Consider the following 23,682-nt stretch of genomic DNA (forward strand, 5'->3'; position numbering starts at 1 on the left):
CGCTGGAAATCATCCGGACAGGAATCGACCACGGCCGCAGGCCGGCCATTGAGAGCACGGAACATGGAACGAAAGCTGATAACAATCGTTGCAATGGATGTGGTTGGCTACAGCCGGATGATGGAGCGCGACGAGGAACGGACGCTCCGCCGGTTGAACGAGATCCGTGCCGGGGTGGTCGAACCGTCAGTCGCGCGTCACTCCGGCCGGACCGTCAAGACCATGGGAGACGGTGCCCTTCTGGAATTTTCAAGCGTTGTCAGCGCGCTCCAATGCGCGATCGAGATACAGAAAGACCTCGCGGAAAAAAGCACCGGCCCGGGCGGACAGAGCCAACTCCACTACCGGATCGGCATTCATCTTGGCGATGTCATCGCAGAGGGCGAGGATATCTACGGCGACGGCGTCAACGTTGCAGCTCGTCTTGAAAGTCTGGCGCAACCGGGCGGCATCGTGCTTTCCAAGCAGGTCTTCGATCACATCGGCGGGCGCGTTCAGGCCGAGTTCACCCCGCTCGGCGAACAGCGTGTGAAAAACATCAGCAGGCCGATCGAAGCCTACAGCGTCGACCTGTCGGACAGGCAAACTCCGCCCGGCACACTCCGTTTCGGAGCCTATGAACTTGATCCCGACCGGTTCGAGCTCCGCTGCAACGGCACACCGGTCGCCGTCGAACCTCAGGTGTTCGATCTCGTTTCCTATCTCGCCCGGAACAGCGAACGCACGGTCACCAAGGAAGAGATCTTTTCCAGGCTTTGGGGTGAGCGGTTCGTGTCCGATTCCGCGCTCAGTAGCCAGATCAAGATGGCCCGGAAGGTGTTGGGAGACGACGGCACCGCACAGCACACCATTCGCACGATCCATGGACGCGGGTTCCGCTTTGTCGCCGAGCTCAAGCAGCCACAGGAAAATCCGGCGCAAACCGGTGTTCAGGTGGCTGAAGCCGTGACCTACAAGATGGCGACGATGAAGCCGTCGGTCGCCATCCTGCCCTTCATCAATCTGAACACCGAGCCCTCCGAAGACTATCTCGCCGATGGCATCACCGAGGACATCACGACAGCGCTTTCCAAGAACCGCTGGCTCACCGTGATCGCCCGCAACTCCACCTTCTCCTTCCGCAATTCGGCGGACGGCATCCGGGTGATCGGCGAGAAACTTGGTGCCAGTTACATTGTTACCGGCAGCGTCCGCAAGGCGGGGCAACGCGTACGCATCACCGTTCAACTGGTCGATGCCGGTACGGAAAACAGCGTCTGGTCGGAGCGTTTCGACCGGGACATGAAGGACATATTCGACCTCCAGGACGAGATCACGGAGCTGGTTGCCTCGCGCATTGAATCCGAACTGGGCATGACCGAACAGCGCAAGGCGGAGCGCCGCCCGAGGAAGAACCTCGGAGCCTGGGATCTCTACCAATTGGGTGTCGCTGAATTCTACAAGTTCACGCCCGAAGCCAACATGCGCTGCCAGGACCTGCTGCGCCAGTCGCTCCAGCTCGATCCGGATTTTGCGAGCGCCCACTCCAGGCTTGCCTATGCGATCGTGCTCAGCATGGTCTATTTCGATGCAGCTCCCGATGATGACCGGATGGACGAGGCTCTGATAGCTGCCAAGCGGGCATTGGAGCTTGACGATCAGGATGCCAACAGTTTCTTCACCATTGGCAGGGTGTATCTGGCGCGCCGCGAATATGATCTCGCGATCGACGCTCTGGAACACGCGGTTGAACTCAATCCGTACCTCGCGGTCACCTATTGCGGCCTTGGGGATTCACTCGCCTACGAGGGACGGCTGGACGAGGCGATCGAGCAGTTCGAGATCGCCATTCGCCTGAGCCCGCACGACCCGTTCCGGTGGGCGTTTTACTCCTACCGGTCCCTGGCGCATCTGTTCCGGGGAGAGTATGAAGATGCCGTCAGCTGGGCGCGCAAGTCCGTCCAGATCCCGAATGCGCAATACTGGGCCAAGGCCCATCTCGTCGCCGCACTCGGCCTGCTCGGCGAGACAGACCAGGCGACTCGGGCCATTCGCGACCTGACCAGACTCAAGCCGGAATTCTCGATCGACTTTGCCAGGGAGCATCTGTTCTACCTGAAGAAGGAAGACCAGATCGAAACCTATATGGAAGGACTGCGCAAGGCCGGCCTGCGCGAACATTCCTGATCGATGTCACTCGACGCCCTAAAGTGAAACAGGACCGGGCAGACGGATCGTGCCGCCTGCCCGGTTCAGACGTTTTACTCTGCAGGAACCACAGCCCTTTCGCGCAGGCCATCGCGGTAGAGTGCCTTGCCGAGCGCGATACACATCAGGCCCATGACCATCGTGAACGGCAGGGCACCGATGATCATGGCGCTTTTCAGCGCTTCCATCGGATCAGCACCGCCATTGGTCTTGCCGGCGATCAGCAAGGTCCCGATCACAAGTGTCAGAATGACACCCCAGACAATCCGGTGCTTGATGCCGGTCTGCTGCTCTCCGCCGGACATGATCGTGTTCATCACGAGGATGCCGGAGTCCGCCGACGTCACCAGGAAGGTCAGGATCAGAACAACGCACATCACCGTAATGGCGGCAAGGAACCCTCCCGAGAGCATCTGCCCGAGCGTGACGAACAGTTTCGCCGTGTTGGAGGCGCCGATGATCGCGCCGTCCGCACCACCTGTCAGTTCCAGGTCAATGGCCGTTCCTCCGAGGATCGTCATCCAGGCGAAGCAGACAAGTGCCGGCGCGATCACGCATCCGATGATGAATTCGCGCACCGAGCGCCCCTTCGAGATGCGGGCGAGAAACAGACCCACGAAGGGTGAGAACGCGATCCACCAGGCCCAGTAGAAAGTGGTCCAGCCGGCTTGCCAGCCGAATTGACGTCCGGGTTCACCGGCCGCGTAGGCGGCCGCAAGCACGTTCTCGGGGAGCCCGGCGGCGTCGCCCTCAAGCCCGGACTTGAAAGCGTCGAAAGATCCCCAGGCATTCGTCGCCCCGCTTCGCAAGGCGTCCGCGAACGGTGCGGCTTCCGGCGGCAGCGCCGCGGCGAATTCGGCGGCAGATTGCGGACCGAATGCACCGAAGCTCAGCGACACGTAATGCAGAATGTAGTCGGCGAACGCGGATGCGTAGGTTGTCATCGCGAACAGGAACGAGCCGAAGACAACGAACGTCAGGAGCAGGATGATCGACAGCACCAGGTTGAGGTTGGACAGATACTTGACACCGCGTCCGACCCCGGAGACAGCCGAGATGATCGACAGTCCCATGATGACAACAAGGCCGGTGATCAAACCGACGGTGCCCGGCGCAGGCGCTTCGCCGGACGTATCCATCATCCACTCCATACCGGTGATGGCGTAAAGACCGTCGATGAACTGCGACACGCCGAAGCCGATTGTCACCGAGACGCCGAGGATGGTCGCAACGACGCCAAGGACGTCGACGACATGGCCGAGAAAGCCGTTCATCAGACGGCCGAACAAGGGTGTCAGCGCGGTCCGGATCGTCAGCGGCATGCCACGTGTATAGGCGTAGTAAGCCAGCGAAAGCCCCGTCACCACGTAGATTGCCCAGGCGTGAAAGCCGTAGTGAAGGAATGTGTAGCGGTATCCTGACTGGACCGCGTTTTCGCTGTTGGCAACAACATCACCGGCCAGAACGACCGGGTTCGAGCCCCAGAGGCCAAGAGGCTCCGCTGTCGCGAAGACCATGAGGCCGACACCGAGACCAGCGCCGAACATCATGGAAAACCAGGAGAAGGTTGAAAACTCGGGAGCTTCGCCCGGAGTTCCCATCACACGGCTGCCCGTGCGCGGCAAAATGGCGATCACCAGAAGGAAAAACGAAAACAGTCCGACAATGACGATGTAAAAGCCGTTGAAATCCTCCAGCAGGCGCCAGTTCAGGCTGCCGAGAACGCCATTCGCGTTCGCGGGCCAGACCAGCGCCCAGATGACCAGTGCCACCATGATCGCCTTGCTTAAGATGGCGATCTCAACGCTGTGACCATCATAAAATCCTCCGGCGGACTTCTTGATCTGTAGATCGGTGAAAGGTTGCTTGATTGACATGTGTGACCTCCTGTTCACATGTGCCGTGACTGTCCGGGTAGAGTGTTGCCGGCAGCTCCCCGGTTGGCCGCCGGGCCATTCAGGTGAGAAGGGCTTCGATCTTTGCGAGCGTTGCGGCATTCACGGCAACGCCGTCCCCCCGGGCCGACAATCGCTTGGAACGCCTGCCATCGCCGGGCAGATGTGCCCCTTCCTGAGACCGGATCGCTTCAACCAGCTCTGAGACAGTGGCGTTGAAACCGCCGCCCGGCGTTGCAGCCGGGTCGATAGCGATGAAGCACTGTCCGGTTCGCGGCGGACCGCCGGCAGTACCCGAAAACGGCGACGCGTTAATTCCGAGCGTCGCTCCGGTGAGCGCGGCGGCCATGACTTCCGTCAAAAGCGCGACCCCGACGCCCTTGTAGCCGCCCGACGGTGCCATCGACCCCTTCAGCCCGACCTCCGGGTCGGTGGTCGGATTTCCATCGCCGTCCAGCGCCCAGCCGATCGGGATCGGTTTGCCCTCACGCGCATGTTTCATGACTTCGCTCTTGGCGATGGTGCTGGCGCTCTGGTCGATCAGCAGCGCGGGCTGACCATCGGTGCCTGGAACCGCAAGGGAAAACGGATTTGTGCCCACGACCGGTTTCGCGCCACCTGACGGCGCAATCGATGCCGGTGCGTTCGTGAACCCGAGCCCCACCAGGCCTTCCTGTGCCAGCCTGAAAGTGTGATAGCCGAGCACACCGCAATTGTAGCTGTTTCGGATTGTCAGGACGGCGATGCCCTGCTCGCGTGCTGCAGGCACGAGGGTTTCGAACCCGAGGTCGATCGCCGCATGTGCAAAACCCGTCGCGGCATCGGCGGCAACCACTCCGGGTCTGGGGCGATCAAGGACCGGTTCCGCCTTGCCGTCGACCTTGCCGCAACGAACATGTTCACAATAGATCGGGATATAGGCCAGCCCGTGGCTGGCGACCCCGTCCGCCTCCGTCGCTGCAGTGGCAAGAGCAAGCGCCCGGGCGCTCTTTTCAGACGTGCCTGCCGCCACAAGCGCCCGAAACGAAAGATCTTCGATTTCGGCAAGCGAAAGGGTCCGGGTTTCGGTCATGATTGTACCCTGTCAGTCATTGTCGGAGAGCCCTGCGCCTGCGCCGCGCAGACGCGATTCTTCGGTGGCCGGCGCGTAGGTGCGATGCGCAAGCATGGCAAGCCGGTCCCAGCTGTCCGGGTCTGGGCACATCAGCGCATCGCATTGCCGCCAGGATGGCGTCGTTTGGCTTGTTTGAACCGTTATCCGCTCCGCCAGCTCAGGCAGCATGTCGGGGCAAAGGAGGTGATCGCCGTCGGTTATCGCGACATGGCCGTCCATCTCGACCCTGACGCAGCACCTCAATTCCGACGCCGCATTGGCAGCGAAAGGCAGAATCAAAAGGGGCAAGGCCACGCGCTGCATGACGACCGGTCCGCAACGCAGGTTCTGTGCGCAGTCTGACAGGAAAGCGCCCGTGACGAGGGGACACAGGTCCCCGTCGCTCTGCCAGATTTCATCCGTGGCGAGCGGCCGATGGTCCACCGATCGGGCAAACCCCTTGTCCAGCAGCACCGCAAATGCGGCCACGCCGTCTTGCCCGTGATTTGAGAGCCAGCGGGCCGCCTTGGAGGCTTCTTCCGCCAGACCCCAGGAATAGCCGGCACCGCGCGCCGCACGCTTTGCCGTCGCTTCGATTTCGTTCAGCGACAGCTTCATGTTCCCGCCTCCGGATAGACCCAGAGGTCGGCATTGTCCGGGGTGAGGTCTTCAGGATAAGGCGCGCCGGCATACATACAGATCCGCACCCATCGATCGGAGCGGGGGTCGAAATGCGTCGCCCCGAAAAACGACAGTTTCGCGCGCAGCATGTCGACCGGCATCACCGAGGCGCTGATTGTGTTGTCGCGGATTTCGCCATAGGGCGCGACGCGCGCCATCTGGGCCCGCCTGACGGTGTGACGGTGTTCCGGATGGTTCAGGAGAAATCGGGCGATCGTGTCTTTCGGGTCCCATGCGTCCAGTGCGCGAACCGCGGCAGCGGCATCACGCGCAGGTGCCAGGGGTTGTTCATAGTCGGCAATCGGTTCCTCGAACCGTTCCCCCATGCGCGGTTCCAGTTTTTCCTCCGACACGTACCAGGCGCGCGCGCAGTTGGCAGGATCGTTCCAGTCGAGGGCCTGCGCCCATCCGAAACTCTCCTGCAAGAGGTCCCGGACCGCGCTCACGGTCATCGAACCATCGATGCGGAATGCATCCGCATTGCTGTCTGCCATGCAACTCGCCAGTCCGTCGACAAGCGCGCCGTAGGGTTCCAGGATGAGCGAGGCGACGAGTTCCTGCCCTTCTTCGCTCAAAGACGTTTCCGACCATTCGATCAGCGTGTTCCAGGGGCGCTGCGCGTGCGCATCCCAGTCGGGGAGATATTGCAAAAGGGCCTCGAGATCAGCCTTCAGCCCCGCCAGCTTCCTGAGTTGTACCGGATGCGCGGACTGCCAGCGCTCTGTGGAAACCACGCTTCGTTTCACAAGCTGCCGGAAGATCTCCGCATCCTCGGGAGCGGCCTGCGCCACGGCGCGCACGCGTGCGATCGCCTCCTCGCGTACCATCATCCAGTTGTTGAAGAGGATCGGGTGATTGACGATGAAGGGCGCCATGCCAAGACCGGTGGAGTTGCCAATTCCCAGACGCCGCGCGATTGCCGGGTCGAGCCGCACCGCCTGCGTCCCGCCGAGATTTCCGGCCATGTGGTTCACGAGATCGCGGACAAAGGTTCTTGTCAGATAGACGGACAGCATTTCAGCCTGGAACGGGACCTGCATTTCCTGACGATCCGCAATCACGTCCCGGTCCGCCGCTCCGAATTTGCCTGACCCATAGACCGCGGTCGTGCGCATCAGATAACCAACGGCTTCAATCTGCTGAAGGTCCGGCTGCTGTCCCGATGCCAGCCGGTCAACCACGTGTGTCCAGAGCCGAACCGAGCGATTGGCGCGCGACAGAGACAATTCCTGCCGGCTGATCCGCCCGGCCTCCTGCAGCGGGACATTTTCGGCAAGGCGCTCCAGGTCCGCTTCGGCCGGAACACCGTCGAAGAGCGTAAAGGTCGCGTCCCAGGCATCGGCAATGACCCGGTCCGACCGTTTTTCATCCGGCAGATCATGGGCGAAGACGACCAGCGAGTAGGCCCGTTCCGGTCCCTTGGCGGTATAGACCGCCCGACCGACACCATTGCGGTCGATATCGAAAACAGGGCGTGAAACCTGCCAGTTTTCCCGCGCGATGCGGCGCAGCAGGATCCGCATGAAGCTGAGACGGCACTGGTGCAGTGAACCGAGGCGGCTGAGCCGCATCATTGTTGCAGGGTCCCGGCGGGGAATTTGCGGCTGAACCGGTGTCACCGCGGCGTCCTCCCGAAACTTCCGGCGAAGAACCGGTACCAGTTGTCCCCCATGATCCCGGCAATCTCGGCATCGTTCATTCCGACCGCGCGAAGCCCGTCTTCGATATTGCCGAAGTCCCTGTTGTCGCGGAACCAGCCGGGCATGTCGGGAAATCCGGGCTTCGCCGCGGAGCCTTCGCCATAATCGATTTCCTTCGTCCAGCGCCCGACCCGCATCCATTCGACCACGCTGTCCGGCTGGTCCTGACACAGGTCCGTGCCGAGACCGAGATGCTCAACGCCGAATTTGTCGGCCGTGCGGGCGATCATCCTGCAAAAGCTGTCCAGGCTGCAGCCGGACTTGTCTTTCAGGTGATGCGGGTAGATCGAAAATCCGAGCATGCCGCCATTTCCGGTGACCGCCCGGATGACGTCGTCTCGCTTGTTCCTGAGCGCCGGTGCCCATTCATGCGGATTGGCATGGGTGATCGCGATCGGCCGCTCGGAAATCTCCGCGGCTTCTATGGTTGAGCGGTCGGCCGAATGGCTCATGTCGACAACCAGCCCGACGCGGTTCATCTCCTTGATGACCTGACGCCCCATGCGGGTGATGCCGGTGTCTTCGCTCTCGTAGCATCCTGTCGCGAGCAGCGACTGGTTGTTGTAGGTGAGCTGCATGAACCGGGCACCCAGCGTGTGCACGATCTCGACCAGTCCGATATCGTCCTCGATCGGCGACGGGTTCTGGAAACCGAAAAAGACCGCCGTGCGGCCGGTGCGCCGCGCCTCGTCGATATCCGAGGCCCATTCGCCTTTCATGATGAGATCGGGAAACTGCTCGAACCAGCGGTTCCACTTCTCGAAGTTGAGCACGGTTTCCCGAAAGTTTTCGTGATAGGCGATCGTCACATGGATCGCGTCGACGCCGCCTTCGCGCAGTTGCCGGAAGATCTTTTCCGACCAGTTGGCGTATTGCAGCGCGTCGATCCGCATCAGTCCGGGTCCCCCGCGCTGATATAGGCGGTCTTGACCGTCGTGTAGAATTCCGCTGCGGCCTTGCCCTGTTCTCTCGGACCGTAGGAACTCTCGCCCCGGCCGCCGAACGGCACATGGTAGTCGGTTCCGGCGGTCGGCAGATTGACGGTGACGACCCCGGTGCGCGCGTTGCGGCGGAAGTGGTTGGCCCTGGCGAGGCTTTTCGTGACGATCCCGGACGTGAGCCCGAAATGCGTGTCGTTTACGGTCGCCAGGGCCTCATCGTAGCTGCCGACCCTGATCACGCTTGTCAGCGGTGCGAACATTTCCTCGCGGTTGATGCGCATGGTGTTCTTTGTGTTCAGGAAAACGCCCGGAGACATGTAATAGCCTTCGTGCGCGCGCTCCAGGCGTACACCGCCACAGGCGAGCTCGGCTCCCTCGGACTTGCCCAGCGCCACGTAATCGAGATTCTCCTGCAGCTGCTCGCCGCTCACGACCGGTCCCATCTGGGTTCCCTCTTCAAGCGCATGGCCGACGGTCATCGCCCTGGCACCTGCCACCAGTTTGTCGACGAAGGCATCGTGCACCCGCTCGTGGACAACCAGTCTCGAGGAAGCGGTGCATTTTTGCCCGCTTCCGCCAAAAGCACCGCCAAGCGCGAGGGTGACGGCAAGATCGAGATTCGCGTCGTCCATGACGGCGAGAGCGTTTTTCGAGCCCATTTCCATCTGCACCTTGGTCAGGTTCTGGATGGCCGATGACGCGATCCCCTTGCCGACCGCGACCGACCCGGTGAACGAGATCGCGTTCACCAGAGGGCTTTCCACGAGCCGCTGACCGACGGAGCGGCCTGATCCCATGACTAGGCTGAACAGTCCTTTCGGAATGTCCTGTCTTTCGATGATCTCTGTCAGCGCAACGGCGGAGGCAGGCGTTATGTTTGCCGGCTTCCAGACAACCGCATTGCCGTAGCAAAGCGCGGGAGCGATCTTCCAGGAGGCTGTCGCGGTCGGGAAATTCCACGGAGAGATAATGGCCACGACACCAACGGGTTCGCGCCGCACATCGATTTCGACCCCGTCGCGGACACTGTCGGCATTCTCGCCGATCTGGCGCAGGCATTCGCCCGCATAGTAAGTGAAAAACTGCCCCGCCCGGTAGACCTCACCTTTGCCTTCCGCAAGCGGCTTGCCTTCTTCGCGCGAGAGCAGCGTCCCGAGCTCCTCGGCGCGGCTCATCAATTCGGTTCCGATTTTCATCAGCACCGCTTGCTTGCGCTCCAGTCCATAAGAGGCCCATTCGGCTTGGGCGCTGCGCGCACGTTCCAGCGTAAGATCAAGCTGATCCGGGCCTGCCTGCGCGAACAATCCGATCAAATCGCTCAGGTCGGACGGATTGCGGTTCTCGATTTCGCTTGTCCCGGCCTGCCAGGTGCCGGCAATCAGGTTGAGGTGTGTCACGTGGGGTTCCAGGTCCAGAAAATCTGTTGCGAGATCAGCATGGACATCCGGCGTGACATCAGTCAAACTCAAAGAACTTAATCTGATTTCAGAAAAACTGAACTGTGTCCATCAAGATCGAAATGCTCCGCTGCTTTTGCACCGTGGCCCAGACAGGCAGTCTCGCAGAGGCAGCTGACCGGCTCGGCCGGACGCAGTCTGCGGTATCGATGACGCTGAAGCAGTTGGAAGACCATCTCGGCAAGAGACTGTTCGAGGGCGAGCGCAAAAACCGCCTGTCTCCTCTCGGCGAGCAGGTGTTTGAGCTTTCCCTGAGGCAAGTGCGCCAGTTCGAACAGACCGTTCGCAGCATTGAAGCGGCAGCGGACGCCTCGCAGGGGCTGATCCGCATCGTCTCTGTTCCCTCGGTCGCGGCTATCCTGTTTCCGTCCGTTCTGGAACACATGACACGGATGTTTCCGGGCGTGAAGGTCGAACTCCGGGACACGGACACGCAACAGGTGCTGGACGCGCTTGCCCAGGGCAAGGCCGATATCGGCATCGCGTCGGGACATCATCCACTCAACGGGGTCACGTCAACGCCGCTGTTCGAGGACAGGTTCGGTCTCGTTTGTGCCGCCGATCATCCGTTGATGACCCGCAGCATCCCACCCCGGATTGCAGATGTCACGAGGGCCCCGTTCATCCGCAACGCCTTGTGCGACCTGATCAAGACGCCGAGCCTCGTGGACGCGATCCGCAACACCGAAGTCACGATCCACAACACCCATTCACTGATCACGATGGTCAGGACCGGAAACTGGGTCACCGTGCTCCCTGAAACCGTCGCCCGTTTCATTCCGGACTCGACCGCCTTCCGATCGATCCCGGATCTGCCCGACAAGCGCGAGGTCTGGCTCTATGTCCGGCAACGCGCACGCTTCCGGGATCTGACGAGCGAATGCGCTGATTTTATCTTGCGAAGCGAACTGGGTGAAACGTAGAGCCCGGCTAGAGCAGCGGGCGGTACGTGTGCCCGATACTCTAAGCTGCAGCGACGTCGTTCAGGAAATCCCGGATCTCGTTGCGCAGATCCTCGGTCCGCTTGACCACATCGCTGGTCCGGCTTCCCATGTCGGCAGCCGCAGAACTCGACTGCTGAGCAATCTGCTCCACCTGCGCCATGTCGCCGACAACCGAACGTGTCTGATCTGCCGCTTCAAGAACGTTGCCCTTGATCGCATCCGTCGACTGCCGCTTGCTTTCCAGATCGCCGGCGATCTGCGTTGTGCAGTTCGTGACGTCGCCAATATCGGAAATGATCTTCTCGATCGCCTCAACGACGCGGTCGGTGCGCTCCTGAACCAGTTCAACCTGACCGGTGATCTGCTCCGTCGCCGAAGCCGTCTGACCTGCGAGGGTCTTGACCTCGCCGGCGACGACTTCGAACCCCTTGCCCGCGTCGCCTGCACGTGCCGCCTCGATGGTCGCGTTGAGCGCCAGCAGGTTTGTCTGATCCGCGATCGCGTTGATCAGGGAAACGATTTCCCCGATTGACCTGGAGATTTCCGAAAGGCTCTCGATTTCGGCGTTCGCTGCGGCGGCATTCTGGTTTGCCGCCTGCGCGAGATCCGTCGCGTCCTGCGCCTGACGGCTGATGGCGGTTATGTCATTTGCCAGCACTTCCGCCGCCTCGGCAACCGCATCGACATTCTGTGAAGCGCCGGAGGACGCGGCAGCCGTGTCCCGTGCCCGCTGATCGGCGTTCTGGGCAACATCCTCAAGCGTTCCGGACGTGTTTTTCATGTCTGCGAGCGCGTCGTTCACCTCGCGCAGCAGATCGGTCATTCGGGTTCTGAACCCTTCGATCAGTGCTTCGACACGCTCCTGGCGTTCCGCCGCGGCCTGCCCTTCGAGACGCTGCCGTTCTTCGGTCAGCTCAATCGTTCGGTCGCGATAGTATCCGACCGCCCGGGCGATGTCCGAAATCTCGGTATGCCCATACGTAAATGGAAGTTCGTTGTCGAGGCCGTCAGAGTCGGCAAGATTCCGGATTCCGCTGTTAAGGGCATGAATGCAGTAGAGAATGGACTTGCTGAAATGCCAGGCAATGCCGAACGCAAGCAGAAAGACGACACCGAGGGCAATGGCTACACCCCACATGCGCAGCTTCGATTGCCAGACCATCGTCTCCAGTCTGGCTCCGAGTTCCGCCGTGCTGACCTGTTGCAATCCATCGATCGCGGCAAGGAACTCGCCGAAACGCGCACGCAGCGGTGACAGATCGATTTGCGTCCCGTCGGCACCCTGGCCGACCTGCTTGGCCACACGCGCCATTTCTCCCTGAAACTTGCCGTTTGCCTGCCGGTAAGCCTTCGCCGCCTTGCTGAACGGCGTCTCCTCGCTCGATGTCAGTGCGCCCTGGTCCGCACGCGTTGCTGCGCTGATCGTATCCGCGAGCACCTTGAACTGCCCCGCTCCGACCAGAACCGACATGGTGTCGGCGTGTCTGAGCTGTGCGTTTTCGGCAACCCTTTCACCATTGCGCACGAGGGCACTGGTGCGCACGACAAGGTCTGATAGCTGGCCGGCAACGAGGCCTGCCAGAAAATTGGTCTCCTGGGATCTGTTGGCCACGACACCGGACTTTTCGCCGATGCAGGCGCTGGCTCTGTGCGCCTGCCTCAGTCTTCCGGCGGCTGAACCTGCAGGCTCTTCAGGCGTGCAGTCCGGGTAGTCGGCAAGGACGCTGGGTGGCAGGCTCTCGGCGTCCCTCAGAACGGAGTCCTGCCATAGCGCCTGAAGGGCGGGCAGGCTTGCGAGCTTCGCGCCGTCCCGCGCGAGGTCCTTGTAAGCCGACAGGATGATCCAGCCGGCACAGGCAACGATCGGCACCGTCAGCACAACTACCAGAAGAAAAAGCCGTTTGCGGATGGTCAAAGGAAGTCTCCCGAATCGCGTTGGAACGCATTGAAAAAAAACCTAGTCCGAAAATACCAATAAATTCGAAACGGCCACCAATCCGGCGAAAGCGCGCCGATTTGCTAAGACCGCCCGCCTGCCGGGCTGGTCTGCATGGCGCGATGCCCCCGGGGGTCAGACCTGTGTAACTGCGCCGTCCCGGACGTGATCCGGGACCAGTGCACCGCTTCGCAGCAGGCCCCGGCTCAGGTCCGGGGCGGCGAACGAAGGTGCCCGATGGATCGCCCTGCCCTTCCTTCGCAATGAAGGAGTTGCGTCAGCGCAGGACCACTCATCAGCGCAATTACCTCTCCTGATGGGGCAGGTCTTTGCTATTCCTCCAGATGGAGCGCCCGTATTTGTGATCTCCAAACACCTCACCGCCGTCATCCCGGCCAAGCGCAGCGCGAGCCGGGACCGGGGGGCCGGTGTCTCTCTGATCAGCAGGCAACGCTGCGGCTCACCGATCCCGGATCTCACGTTGTTCGTCCGGGATGACGGCGGTAAAGCAAGCAGGTGCCGTCACGTTGCTTCCTGTATTGACGGCCTTTCTTCGAGACGCGCTTTCGCGCTGCTCGGGATGAGGCTGGTGGATTGAAAATCGCTCCTACTGCCGATGCTGTTACCTCTCCCGCCGGGAGAGGTCGGCCTGAAAGGCCGGGTGAGGGGAAAGGCGCCGACATTTATTCGAGAAATCTACCCCCTCACCCTGACCCTCTCCCCAGGGAGAGGGAAATCGGAGGCCGTCTCGCCGACTGAGCCGGGCCGCAGGATGACGGCAAAGGTTTGCGTCGTCCCGCACGTGATCCGGGAACCGGGCAGCGCTTCGCAGCAGGCCCCGGCTCAGGGCCAGCGCGGCGTCGTTGGGCAGCCGTAACGCTCTCCGGTCGGGGATGAGCCTCTCCTGACCGGCACCCGCAACAAAAAAACCCGGCTGCCGCGGCAGCCGGGTTCACCGGTAAGGAACCGAATGTCCGGCTTAATTCAGCCGCGATGCCGGGCCGAGGTTGAAAAGCTGAGTCTCTCCCGGAGCGTCATCGACACCGTCATTGTCCGTCACCAGGATCAATTGACCACCAGCCGTGATCGCGAGTCCTTCGGGCTTGTCGAGGATCCAGCCCTTGCCGTCAGCCATTGCCGGAAGAATGTCCATCGCGTAGCGCTTCTTCAGGACCGGCAGGGTATCGCCATGTGCAGCCGGAACGACATCCTTCAGCGAGATCACCGTGATCTGCTTGATCGCCGCATCCTCACCGCCCTTGTTGTCCCGCTCCAGCACGGCGAAGTCGCCACCGCCCATGGAAACGATTTCGGAAAGGCCGACCCAGCCACCGGCGGCACTCTTCGGAGCATCGAGCGGATAGTGGACAAAGCCCCAGGATTTTTCGGCAGGATTGTAGATCCCGATCTTGGTGTGTCCCTTCGGATCGTCATTCCATTCGCGCTGAACGGCGACGGCAACAAGAGACTGGCCGTTCATCTCGAACTCCGCAACGCCCTCGAACGAGAACCGTTTCGCCTGATCGATCAGGCTTTGCGGCAGGGTGATCTGCTCCTCGATCGCACCGTCGGTGCCGACCTTCAGAAGCAGGTGCTCGCGCTCGTTTTTCGGATGACCTTCGGAAGCCAGCCAGAAACCGCCGCCCCTGGCGACCGAGATGCCTTCCAGGTCCAGCTTCTCCTGGTCGAACCCGGTGACGGTCACGTAGGACGTGATCTTCGCAGGTGTTGCCGAGATGTCCATCGTGTAGATCCGGGCATCGTCGTAGAAACTATCGCTGACGGCGTAAAGCTTGTGGGCATCCGAAGGATCCGCCGCAAGCGCGGAGATCGCGCCCCAGCCGATCGGCGCGCCCTTCTCCGGGTCGACGCTTGAAACGACGGACGGATAGGACGGCGCATCGGCACCGAACTTGTAGAGCGAGATATGCGAGCGGACATTGTCCTCCGCGCTGTCGACCTCATTGGCGACGACGAACAGGTCCCGGTTCGGGATCGCCAGCAGGCCTTCCGGGCCGACATGGGTCGGCAGGAACTGGACGAATTCCGGCTCGCCGCCCGTATCCTTGTAGACGGCCACGAAGTTGCCGCGTTCCGAATTGACGAAGATCAGCGTATCACCACCAAACGTGCCGACGGCAACGCCTTCCGGCTCCGTGCCCTTCTTGTGGGCACGCTTGGCCGGATAGTGGCCATGCGACATGCCCAGATGTTCCATCTGATTGCCGCTGTCGAACAGGACCTCGCCCTTCGTGTTCCAGATCGTGAAGCCGCGCGAGCCGCCTTCATAATCACCTTCATTGGCGGTGACGAACCGCTCGTTGTCGATCCAGGCGACGGCATCGGGTTCGCGCAGGACATTCTCGCTGCTGCCCGAGGCATCGCTCATGCGCGCCTTCTTGACCGGAACGTTCTCCGCTGTCGCGGCACCTGCGGAGAAACTGGCAACGACATCGCCGGACGCAAGATCGACGATAGCGATGTGGTTGTTTTCCTGAAGCGTGACCACGGCCTGGTTGGCAGAATTGATGGAAACGAATTCCGGCTCCGGATCGGACGGTGCCACCTCGGCAAGACCGGTCAGGTCCACGATGCGCACGGCATCGCAGTTGGTCGGTGCACCGGTCTCATCGAGATCGAAGATCGCCAGATGACCGGCCGGCATTTGCGGAATGACACCGTCGTTGAGATCTTCGTCGCGCTCGTTTTCAATCGCGATCGCAACGAACTTGCCATCCGGGGAAACGGCAACGCTGTCCGGTTGTCCCTTGGCGTCGCATGTCGCGGTGATGCCCATGCCGTCAAGCGCGATCACGGCCAGGTGACCGGCCGGGTTCACATAGTCTTCGCTGGTGTTGACACCGGCGTAGGCGGCCTTCTCGCCCATGGCAACCGATGTCGGTTCACCGCCCAGATCGACCCGCGCCATGGGCTGGATGTTCAGGGGGTTCGCGGCGTTGACGAACACGATCGCATCGCCCGGGCTGTCGGTGAAGGCGAGTGTACGTCCGTCCTTGGAAGCATAAATGATTTCCGCAACGGTCTCCGTCGCCTTGTCGGCACCTTCCGGCAGGGTCTTGTAGACCGGATAGGTGTTGATCCGTTCGAAGTAGTCCGCCTGTGCCGCCGACACGGTTCCAAGACCGGCCAGAACGGCAAGGCTGACGCTCTTCAGGAAACATCCGCGAGGATCTGACATTGCACTAGCTCCCAGTATTTTTGGTGTGAGGTGGGCGCAAGCTAGTCGGCGAAATTACAGAAACGGTGACACTTCCATGAAGGTTGCATGACAGCCACACGAATAAAATATGCACCTTCCGGCGGGCTGCCTTTTCAGAATTGACTGGACAACACCCGTCATTTCTCTCACGTTGCAACACGAAAAATTTCTTGCGCGGATTGCGCGCATTTCAATCTCGGATAACTCACATGCAGATCGGATTCGTCCGTGCCGCCCTTGTTCTTGGGCTGCTGGCAGCCGTTGGGCCGTTTGCCATTGACCTTTACCTGCCCGCAACGCCCCAGATCGTACGCGACCTCGGGACCGACGACGCGGGCGCTCATATGACGTTCACCGTCTATTTCATCGCCTTCGGATTGGCACAGCTCATCTACGGCCCGATCGCGGACTGGACCGGACGCAGACCGCCGATCTTTATCGGACTGACGGTCTTTATCGCCGGGTCTGTCATCTGCGCGATGGCAACAGACATAACCATGCTCACGCTCGGACGGTTCGTGCAGGCGCTGGGAGCGGCAGCCCCCATGGTAATCGTCCGCGCCGTGGTGCGGGATCTGCATACAGGCACGGAAGCAACACGGCTGATGGCGCTGGTGATGCTGGTGATCAGCATCTCCCCGCTTCTCGCCCCCCTCACCGGGAGCATGATCATTTCCGTGGCCAGTTGGCGCATGATTTTCGGCGCTCTGGGTCTGATCGCACTCGCCGCGATGATTTTCACAGCCCTGCGCCTTCCCGAAACGCTGCCGCAGGACCGGCGGGTACCCGTAAAACCGGCGGTTCTCCTGCGCAGTTCCATCTTTCTCATGAAAGACTTCAGGTTCATGGGACTGACGATGATCGGCGGCTTTGCGCTGTCGAGCTTCTTCGTCTTCATCGCGTCGGCGCCCTTGGTCTACATGACACAATATGCGCTCTCGCCGACGGAATTCTCTTTTGTCTTTGCGGTCAATGCGGTGGGATTCTTTGCAGCCTCCCAATTCGCCGCCGGCCTGGGCCAGAAATACGGAATGGGCCGCGTCGCCTTCTGGGCCGTGTGCGGTTTTGCCCTGGCGACATCGTCCCTGTTCGCACTTGTCTGGCTCGGCTTCGATGACCTTCCGGTCCTGATGGCGATGTTCTTCCTTGGGAACGCGTGCCTCGGCCTCGTGATCGCCCCGACAATGGTCATGGCTCTGGAAGAACACGGCGAGCATGCCGGAATGGCGTCTTCCCTCGGCGGGACCTTTCAGATGGTGGCCGGCGGAGTCATGATCCTGATCTGCAGCCCGTTTTTCGACAGGACGGCACTGCCCCTTGTCGGGGCGGTCGCCGCGTGCGCCTTCATCGCGTTCATTCTGGCTTTGCTCACGCTCCGGCCACAACCGGAAGCCAAGGCGCCGGCCTGAGGAAATCTTCAGGCAGGCGCTTTGCTTCCGATTTCGTCGAGCCTTTCCTGCAGTGAAAGCCTGTCGAGCGATGACAGCGGCAAGTTGATGAAGATCGAAATGCGGTTGTTCAGCATGCGGAACGTGTCACTGAACGCCAGTCGTTTTTCTGTCTCATTGCCGTGGACGGAAGCCGGATCGGGAACCCCCCAATGCGCGGACATCGGCTGCCCGGGCCAGACAGGGCAGGTTTCCTTGGCTGCATTGTCACAGACGGTAAAAACAAAATCCATCACCGGCGAACCGGCCTCAGCGAACTCGGACCAGTCCTTTGACCGGAAATCCTCGGTCTTGAAGTTCAACTTCTTCAAGAGCGCCAGCGCCTCCGGATGGACATATCCGGCAGGGAGCGACCCCGCCGAAAACGCTTTGAAACGGCCGCGCCCGTCCCGGTTCAGGATCGCTTCCGCGATGATCGAGCGCGCCGAATTGCCGGTGCACAGAAACAGGACATTATAGGTTTCGCCGGACATCAAAATCTCCCGAAATACGTGATTACTTTCGGCACTCGACTGTTTCCATCACCTGGGCACACAGCTCGGGATGACCGCCGCAACAATCGGCCATGAGGAAAGTCAGCAGATCTTTCGTTCCATCCAGATCTGCAAAATATCGGATCGAACGCCCGTCGCGCTCGTTTCGAACCAGCCCGGCCTGCAGGAGAATCGAAAGATTGGCCGACATGGTGTTCTGGCGAACGCCAAGAACCTCTCCAACGTCTCCCGCACTCATGCCCTCCGGGCCGGCGTTGATCAGAAGCCGGAACACATCCAGGCGGGTTTTCTGGCTCAGCGCACCAAACGCGCTCAATGCATCATTTATATCCATAATTCATGATATCTTGATTTCTTGGTATATTACAAGTGGAAGATTTTCGGACGGGCTCAGACGCGGCCTGTTCAGATTGCCGCATTTTTTGAAGCGCTCTTGTATTCCTCCGTCCGACCTGTTGATCTGCGCTATCGGACGGAGAAAGAACCCCATGAAAACATTCGCGAACGCGTGGCTCGGCAAGGGCCTGGGCACCAATCCGGAGCTGGCCTCCGGCGACATTTCGCGATCTTTGGGTCCGGAGCGCTACTTCTTTGCCGGCGTCACCGGCATCACGCCGTCTCCGCTGCTGAACCTTCCCGAACGCGCGGCGGAACTCGGGATCGGCGCTCTTTACATAAAGGACGAACGCAATCGTCTGGGTCTCGGCAGTTTCAAGGCGCTTGGCGCAGCCTACGCGATCGCCAAGCAGGCCTTCGCAAAAATCGAGACGGGTGCGGCCAGCGATCCGGCATCCGCGCTCAACGGCACGACCTTCGTCTGCGCCAGCGCGGGCAATCACGGGCTGTCTCTCGCCGAAGGAGCCAGGATGTTCGGCGCTGCGGCAGTGGTCTTCGTTTCTGAAACCGTGCCGGAGGCTTTTGCGGACAGACTACGGGAGCGCGGCGCGCGGGTCGTCCGCGCCGGGGCGATCTACGAAGACAGCATGGCCGAGGCCGCAAGGCAGGCGGACGAAAACGGCTGGCAACTTCTGTCCGACAGCACATGGCCCGGCATGACGGCGCCCGGACGGGACGTGATGGAAGGTTATCTGATCATGGGAACCGAGATCGAAGACCAGATCCCGGAGCCGCCGACCCACGTTTTTCTGCAGGCTGGTGTTGGCGGCCTCGCCGCGGGCTGCGCCTCCAGCGCACGCACAAGCTGGGGAGATGACGTAACCATTGTGGTCGTGGAACCGGAGGCTGCCCCCGCGCTACAGGCGAGCATTGCAGCCGGCAAACCTGTCCTCGCTCCGGGCCCGGTTTCGAACATGGGCCGCCTGGATTGCAAGGAGCCTTCCCATCTGGCCTTGAAGTTTCTCGCCCGGGAGGCGAACCGCTTCGCCATCATCACGGATGAAGAGGCGAACGAGACCGTTGCCTGGCTGAAGGATCACGACCTCGCCACCACACCGTCGGGAGCAGCCGGTGTCGCGGCGCTTCATCATGCCAGGGGCCAATTCGAAGACCTGGGCCTGACCGCGCAGTCTCGTATCCTTTGCTACCTTTCGGAAGGCCCGGAACATGGCTGAACCCGATTTTCCGGAAGCCGAGTTTGAAGAAAGACTGGAGCGGGCGCAGCGCGCGATGAGGGCAAACGGTCTCGACGCGCTGTTCTTCACCACCGAGGCGGAAGTGCGGTATTTCACCGGGTTCAGGACGCTGTTCTGGCAAAGCCCGACTCGCCCATGGTTTCTTGTCGTGCCTGCATCCGGGAAACCGATTGCCGTCATCCCCCAGATCGGCGCGCACCTGATGGCATCGACCTGGATCGATGACATCCGGACATTTTCAGCGCCTCACCCGACAGACGATGGCGTTTCGCTTCTGGCAGACTGCCTGTCGGGTTACGGCAAGATCGGCATGCCGATGGGCCGCGAAAGCGCAATGCGCATGCCGCTCCGCGACTTCCGGGCACTGACCGCCCGCCTTGCAAACCCGGAATTCGTTGATGCCTCCGACCTGATGATGAAGCTGCGCATGGTGAAATCCGAACGCGAGATCGCTCTGCTGCGGGAGATTTGCGGGATCGGGTCGGCCGGCTTTGCCAATGCCGCAACCCTTTTCCACGAGGGACAATCACTCAAGGAGGTCTTCCGCACGTTCCGGATCGAATTGCTGCGCCAGGGCGCTGACGATGTCCCCTATCTTGTGGGAGGCGCGGGACAGGGCGGCTACGGTGACGTCATTTCTCCGCCGACGGACCGGCAACTTGAGGCAGGCGACATCCTCATGCTGGACACCGGGGCGACGAAGAACGGCTATTTCTGTGACTTCGACCGAAACTTTGCGATCGGCAGCGCAAGTGATGAGGTCCGTACCGCCCATGAGAAACTTGTCCGCGCCGTGAAGGCAGCCGCTGACATCGCCCGTCCGGGACAAACCTGCGCGGATCTTTTCAGCGCCATGACCGCCGTCCTTGGCCAGGACGACGGCGACGTCGGCAGACTGGGTCACGGACTTGGCATGCAACTCACCGAAATGCCGTCCATCACCGGATTTGACACGACCGGTTTGACGGAAAACATGGTGATGACGCTGGAGCCGAGCATCGATCTTGGAAACGGCAAGATGATGGTGCATGAGGAGAACATTGTCGTGCGGGACGGGCCGCCCGAGTTCCTCAGCACGCCGGCACCGGAAGACATACCGCTCATTTAGGGAAAACACACCGGGAGAAGCGCTTGCAACTGCAATTCGAATGCGACGAGGGTCTTGGCTCACGGGCGGCGCTCGGCCTGATCGTGCTTCAGGCCGACGAGACGATTGAAAAGGAGTTCCGCCCGCTCTTCGATCTGAATGACGTGGTGCTCTACCACGCGCGCATCCCGAGCGGCCCGGAAGTCAACGGGGAAACGCTGATGCGCATGAAGGCCAGCCTCACGGACACGGCCGCCCTGCTTCCCGGCAACCGCCCCCTCGACGTGATCGGCTATGCCTGTACCTCCGCATCGACGGTGATTGGCTCAGAAGCCGTTGAAACCGCCATCCGGAAGGCACATCCCACTGCGCGCGTGACCAATCCCGCGACAGCGGTCATCACCGCGCTGAAGCATCTCGGCGTGACCAGGGTCGGCGTTGTAACGCCCTATATCGCCGAAATCTCGGAAGCGGTCGTTGATCTCCTGCGAAATGCGGGTCTGGATCCGCTCAAGGTGGGGTCATTCGGTCAGTCCGAGGAAGCGACAGTCGCGCGCATTTCCCCGCAATCCGTCGAGCAGGCCGTTCAGGCGATCGGGGAAGACACCGGAGTGGAGGCCGTGTTCGCCTCCTGCACCAACCTGCGCACCTTTCCGGTAATTGAAGCGTGCGAGAAAAGACTGGGCAAGCCGGTGATCAGCTCGAACCTCGCTCTTGCCTGGCACATGATGACCCTGGCAGGCCTGAAAACTGCAGGGTCCGGCCCCGGAAAACTGTTCGAAAGCTGACCCGGCCACGCCAATCGCAGCGTTTGGGCAACAATTCGACCGTCATCTTTCCGATTCGCAGGTTTGCGTGTTGACTTCGGCTGATTTCCGGGCAAAAACACCGCCGTCTCAAGTTTTGACGATTGCGAGCACCCGATGAACCGGCTCAGCGCCGACATTCTGGATATGATGACCAAGGCTCTTGCCAGCGCGACATTCCTGCGCGGCGAGACCCGTTCGGCTGCCGTAACCGCTTTCAAACACACAACAAAGACAACCAAGACCACCGCTTGACGGTGCCGCTCATCCCGCCTCCCCGGGGATGGGAGGCGCCGAGAGCCGGCGAGCCCTCTTCCGGGCAGCCGGTGAAGCGGGGAGACGGACAAGGACTAGACCGAAAATGGGTTTCAAGATCGCAATTGCAGGCGCTACGGGCAATGTTGGCCGGGAACTGCTGGACATTCTGGACGAGCGCGGCTTTCCGGCCGATGACGTCGTCGCCCTCGCTTCGCGCCGTTCCCAGGGCACGGAAGTATCCTTCGGCGACAAGACGCTGAAGGTTCAGGCGATGGAGAATTTCGACTTCTCCGACACCGACATCTGCCTGATGTCCGCCGGCGGCTCCGTTTCCAAGGAATGGGCACCGAGGATCGCCGCCAAGGGCTGTGTCGTGATCGACAACTCCTCGGCGTGGCGTTACGACGCCGACGTGCCGCTGATCGTTCCGGAAGTGAATGCCGATGCCATCACCGGCTTCACCAAGAAGAACATCATTGCCAATCCGAACTGCTCGACGGCACAGCTGGTCGTGGCGCTGAAGCCGCTGCACGAGCATGCGAAGATCAAGCGGATCGTCGTGTCGACCTACCAGGCAGTGTCCGGCACCGGCAAGGAAGCGATGGAAGAGCTGTTCAACCAGACCCGCGCTGTCTTCGTGAACGACCCGATCGAGCCGAACAAGTACCCGAAGCGGATCGCCTTCAACGTCATTCCGCACTGCGACACCTTCATGGAAGATGGCTACACCAAGGAAGAATGGAAAGTTCTGGCGGAAACCAAGAAAATGCTCGACCCGGGCATCAAGGTCACCTGCACGGCCGTCCGCGTTCCCGTCTTCATCGGCCATTCCGAGAGCGTCAACATCGAATTCGAAAACGAGATTTCCGCCGACGAGGCGCGCAGCATCCTGCGTGAAGCGCCGGGCTGCCTCGTGATCGACAAGCATGAAGACGGCGGCTACATGACGCCGTACGAAGCCGCTGGTGAAGACGCGACCTATATCTCGCGCATCCGCGAAGACGCGACAGTCGAAAACGGTCTGAACATCTGGGTCGTCTCCGACAACCTGCGCAAGGGTGCGGCTTTGAACACGATCCAGATCGCCGAAGTCCTCGTGAACCGCGGCCTGATCACTCCGAAAAAAGCTGCCGCGTGATCTCTTTCGGCGGGCGCCGCGAAGCGCCCGCCAGTTTCCCGCCGACATTTCAGAAAGCGCCGCTTGCCCATGCCTGCGCCATTCACCCGGTCGTTTGACGACTATAGGACCAGCGTATCCGAAGCCCGGTTCACCGACTGGCTCGCGCTGCGGGCCGAACCCTTCTGGTCCGAGGCCACCGGTCATGTGTTCACACATGCGATCGGTGACGGGACCATGCCGGATGAGGCCTATGCCCGCTATCTGATAGAGGACTATACGTTCATCACGGATCTGGCCTCGACCCTGGGTTTCCTCGTCGCCAAGGCTCCGGACATGCCGGCCAAGTCTCGCCTGTCGGCCTTTCTCGCCTTGTTGACGTCGGAGGAAAACGACTACTTCCTGCGCTCTTTCGAAGCGCTTGGCGTTGCTCAGAAAACCTATATGCGTGCGGCGCAGGGACCGGTGACCCGATCCTTCGCGGACCTGCTTCTCAAGTCGTCGGGCGACGGCACCTATCCGGAAGGGCTGACGTGCCTCTTGTGCGCGGAATGGTGCTATCTCACCTGGGGCAAGCGCGAAGCACAAAAGCCAAAGCCGGCGCAATTCTATCTCGCTGAATGGATCGACCTCCACGCGGTCGCGGGCTTCGAGGACTTCGTCAACTGGATCCGGCTGGAACTGGACCGGATCGGCCCGTCCCTGACCGGTGAAATGCAAGAGCGATTGGCCGGCCTCTTCAGGCAAATGAGCGTGTTGGAGCGGGACTTTTTCGAAACAGCCTGGACCGGGCAACCTCCTGCGCACCCTGGCGCAGCGTAAAAGA

The 23,682-nt window shown here is 61.1% G+C and carries 19 protein-coding genes; 9 read left to right on the top strand and 10 right to left on the bottom strand.

All coding sequences use genetic code 11. The annotated features are described in order from the left end of the window. Positions 1 to 63: 63 nt before the first annotated feature. On the top strand, positions 64 to 2,166 hold the full coding sequence (locus tag RBB49_RS06570; protein ID WP_306141915.1) for a winged helix-turn-helix domain-containing protein: 2,103 nt from the start codon (positions 64 to 66) through the stop codon (positions 2,164 to 2,166). Between the two features lie 74 nt (positions 2,167 to 2,240). Here the strand turns inward: RBB49_RS06570 and RBB49_RS06575 are convergent, their stop codons facing one another. The 6 genes from RBB49_RS06575 to RBB49_RS06600 all read right to left on the bottom strand — a co-directional run bounded on the left by RBB49_RS06575 (position 2,241) and on the right by RBB49_RS06600 (position 9,894). Further along, entirely contained in the window at positions 2,241 to 4,064 is a 1,824-nt protein-coding gene (locus RBB49_RS06575) for a BCCT family transporter (protein ID WP_306141916.1), read from the bottom strand. 79 nt (positions 4,065 to 4,143) lie between these two features. After that, the gene (locus tag RBB49_RS06580; RefSeq protein ID WP_306141917.1) at positions 4,144 to 5,154 is read right to left on the bottom strand and encodes an Ldh family oxidoreductase; all 1,011 of its coding nucleotides are present in this window, start codon (positions 5,152 to 5,154) and stop codon (positions 4,144 to 4,146) included. 12 nt (positions 5,155 to 5,166) lie between these two features. Further along, positions 5,167 to 5,793, bottom strand: a complete 627-nt coding sequence (locus RBB49_RS06585) for a DUF3726 domain-containing protein (RefSeq protein WP_306141918.1) — start codon at positions 5,791 to 5,793, stop codon at positions 5,167 to 5,169. Further along, on the bottom strand, positions 5,790 to 7,430 hold the full coding sequence (locus RBB49_RS06590; protein ID WP_306141919.1) for a hypothetical protein: 1,641 nt from the start codon (positions 7,428 to 7,430) through the stop codon (positions 5,790 to 5,792). The genes RBB49_RS06585 and RBB49_RS06590 overlap by 4 nt, the downstream gene beginning before the upstream one ends. 41 nt (positions 7,431 to 7,471) lie before the next feature. After that, positions 7,472 to 8,449 (bottom strand): membrane dipeptidase, encoded by a 978-nt coding sequence (locus tag RBB49_RS06595; RefSeq protein WP_306141920.1) that lies wholly within the window; start codon positions 8,447 to 8,449, stop codon positions 7,472 to 7,474. Continuing rightward, the gene (locus RBB49_RS06600) at positions 8,449 to 9,894 is read right to left on the bottom strand and encodes an aldehyde dehydrogenase family protein (RefSeq protein WP_306141921.1); all 1,446 of its coding nucleotides are present in this window, start codon (positions 9,892 to 9,894) and stop codon (positions 8,449 to 8,451) included. Before RBB49_RS06600 ends, RBB49_RS06595 begins: the two co-directional genes overlap by 1 nt. Before the next feature lie 104 nt (positions 9,895 to 9,998). Here RBB49_RS06600 and RBB49_RS06605 point away from each other — a divergent pair, with 104 nt between their 5' ends. Further along, on the top strand, positions 9,999 to 10,877 hold the full coding sequence (locus RBB49_RS06605; protein WP_306141922.1) for a LysR family transcriptional regulator: 879 nt from the start codon (positions 9,999 to 10,001) through the stop codon (positions 10,875 to 10,877). A gap of 40 nt (positions 10,878 to 10,917) precedes the next feature. On the opposite strand, the gene RBB49_RS06610 is transcribed toward RBB49_RS06605, so the two are convergent. Then, a complete protein-coding gene (locus RBB49_RS06610) occupies positions 10,918 to 12,813 on the bottom strand; it encodes a methyl-accepting chemotaxis protein (protein WP_306141923.1) in 1,896 nt (631 codons plus the stop codon). A 1,000-nt stretch (positions 12,814 to 13,813) separates the two neighbouring features. Further along, positions 13,814 to 16,033, bottom strand: a complete 2,220-nt coding sequence (locus RBB49_RS06615; RefSeq protein ID WP_306141924.1) for an esterase-like activity of phytase family protein — start codon at positions 16,031 to 16,033, stop codon at positions 13,814 to 13,816. 230 nt (positions 16,034 to 16,263) lie between these two features. Here RBB49_RS06615 and RBB49_RS06620 point away from each other — a divergent pair, with 230 nt between their 5' ends. Next, a complete protein-coding gene (locus RBB49_RS06620) occupies positions 16,264 to 17,463 on the top strand; it encodes a multidrug effflux MFS transporter (RefSeq protein WP_306141925.1) in 1,200 nt (399 codons plus the stop codon). Positions 17,464 to 17,471: 8 nt separating this feature from the next. Here the strand turns inward: RBB49_RS06620 and RBB49_RS06625 are convergent, their stop codons facing one another. Both RBB49_RS06625 and RBB49_RS06630 read right to left on the bottom strand, forming a co-directional pair. Next, a complete protein-coding gene (locus RBB49_RS06625; RefSeq protein WP_306141926.1) occupies positions 17,472 to 17,975 on the bottom strand; it encodes an arsenate reductase ArsC in 504 nt (167 codons plus the stop codon). A gap of 22 nt (positions 17,976 to 17,997) precedes the next feature. Next, positions 17,998 to 18,330, bottom strand: coding sequence for a helix-turn-helix transcriptional regulator (locus RBB49_RS06630; RefSeq protein ID WP_306141927.1), 333 nt, complete (start codon positions 18,328 to 18,330; stop codon positions 17,998 to 18,000). A 154-nt stretch (positions 18,331 to 18,484) separates the two neighbouring features. Between RBB49_RS06630 and RBB49_RS06635 the strand changes: the two genes are divergently transcribed. The 6 genes from RBB49_RS06635 (at position 18,485) to RBB49_RS06660 (ending at position 23,678) form a co-directional block, all read left to right on the top strand. Beyond that, positions 18,485 to 19,567, top strand: coding sequence for a pyridoxal-phosphate dependent enzyme (locus tag RBB49_RS06635; RefSeq protein ID WP_306141928.1), 1,083 nt, complete (start codon positions 18,485 to 18,487; stop codon positions 19,565 to 19,567). Then, positions 19,560 to 20,696: a Xaa-Pro peptidase family protein gene (locus RBB49_RS06640; protein ID WP_306141929.1), complete on the top strand. Its 1,137-nt coding sequence runs from the start codon at positions 19,560 to 19,562 to the stop codon at positions 20,694 to 20,696. The genes RBB49_RS06635 and RBB49_RS06640 overlap by 8 nt, the downstream gene beginning before the upstream one ends. 23 nt (positions 20,697 to 20,719) lie before the next feature. Then, positions 20,720 to 21,463 carry an aspartate/glutamate racemase family protein gene (locus RBB49_RS06645; protein WP_306141930.1) on the top strand — a complete coding sequence of 248 codons (744 nt, stop codon included), beginning with the start codon at positions 20,720 to 20,722 and terminating at the stop codon, positions 21,461 to 21,463. A 135-nt stretch (positions 21,464 to 21,598) separates the two neighbouring features. After that, entirely contained in the window at positions 21,599 to 21,736 is a 138-nt protein-coding gene (locus RBB49_RS06650; RefSeq protein WP_306141931.1) for a hypothetical protein, read from the top strand. Between the two features lie 106 nt (positions 21,737 to 21,842). Continuing rightward, positions 21,843 to 22,877, top strand: a complete 1,035-nt coding sequence (locus RBB49_RS06655) for an aspartate-semialdehyde dehydrogenase (protein WP_306141932.1) — start codon at positions 21,843 to 21,845, stop codon at positions 22,875 to 22,877. Positions 22,878 to 22,946: 69 nt separating this feature from the next. Next, positions 22,947 to 23,678 (top strand): TenA family protein, encoded by a 732-nt coding sequence (locus RBB49_RS06660; RefSeq protein ID WP_306141933.1) that lies wholly within the window; start codon positions 22,947 to 22,949, stop codon positions 23,676 to 23,678. The last annotated feature ends 4 nt before the right edge of the window (positions 23,679 to 23,682 follow it).

The organism is Roseibium sp. MMSF_3412 (assembly GCF_030733265.1).
Taxonomy (GTDB): Bacteria; Pseudomonadota; Alphaproteobacteria; order Rhizobiales; family Stappiaceae; genus Roseibium.

What these genes read in the sequence shown, in the direction of transcription:
- RBB49_RS06590 (WP_306141919.1), bottom strand. Translation starts at nt 7,430, where the DNA reads ATGATGCGGCTCAGCCGCCTCGGTTCACTGCACCAGTGCCGTCTCAGC.
- RBB49_RS06630 (WP_306141927.1), bottom strand. Translation starts at nt 18,330, where the DNA reads ATGGATATAAATGATGCATTGAGCGCGTTTGGTGCGCTGAGCCAGAAA.
- RBB49_RS06640 (WP_306141929.1), top strand. Translation starts at nt 19,560, where the DNA reads ATGGCTGAACCCGATTTTCCGGAAGCCGAGTTTGAAGAAAGACTGGAG.
- RBB49_RS06660 (WP_306141933.1), top strand. Translation starts at nt 22,947, where the DNA reads ATGCCTGCGCCATTCACCCGGTCGTTTGACGACTATAGGACCAGCGTA.
- RBB49_RS06650 (WP_306141931.1), top strand. Translation starts at nt 21,599, where the DNA reads ATGAACCGGCTCAGCGCCGACATTCTGGATATGATGACCAAGGCTCTT.
- RBB49_RS06585 (WP_306141918.1), bottom strand. Translation starts at nt 5,793, where the DNA reads ATGAAGCTGTCGCTGAACGAAATCGAAGCGACGGCAAAGCGTGCGGCG.
- RBB49_RS06570 (WP_306141915.1), top strand. Translation starts at nt 64, where the DNA reads ATGGAACGAAAGCTGATAACAATCGTTGCAATGGATGTGGTTGGCTAC.
- RBB49_RS06580 (WP_306141917.1), bottom strand. Translation starts at nt 5,154, where the DNA reads ATGACCGAAACCCGGACCCTTTCGCTTGCCGAAATCGAAGATCTTTCG.
- RBB49_RS06655 (WP_306141932.1), top strand. Translation starts at nt 21,843, where the DNA reads ATGGGTTTCAAGATCGCAATTGCAGGCGCTACGGGCAATGTTGGCCGG.
- RBB49_RS06575 (WP_306141916.1), bottom strand. Translation starts at nt 4,064, where the DNA reads ATGTCAATCAAGCAACCTTTCACCGATCTACAGATCAAGAAGTCCGCC.
- RBB49_RS06635 (WP_306141928.1), top strand. Translation starts at nt 18,485, where the DNA reads ATGAAAACATTCGCGAACGCGTGGCTCGGCAAGGGCCTGGGCACCAAT.
- RBB49_RS06620 (WP_306141925.1), top strand. Translation starts at nt 16,264, where the DNA reads ATGCAGATCGGATTCGTCCGTGCCGCCCTTGTTCTTGGGCTGCTGGCA.
- RBB49_RS06615 (WP_306141924.1), bottom strand. Translation starts at nt 16,033, where the DNA reads ATGTCAGATCCTCGCGGATGTTTCCTGAAGAGCGTCAGCCTTGCCGTT.
- RBB49_RS06595 (WP_306141920.1), bottom strand. Translation starts at nt 8,449, where the DNA reads ATGCGGATCGACGCGCTGCAATACGCCAACTGGTCGGAAAAGATCTTC.
- RBB49_RS06625 (WP_306141926.1), bottom strand. Translation starts at nt 17,975, where the DNA reads ATGTCCGGCGAAACCTATAATGTCCTGTTTCTGTGCACCGGCAATTCG.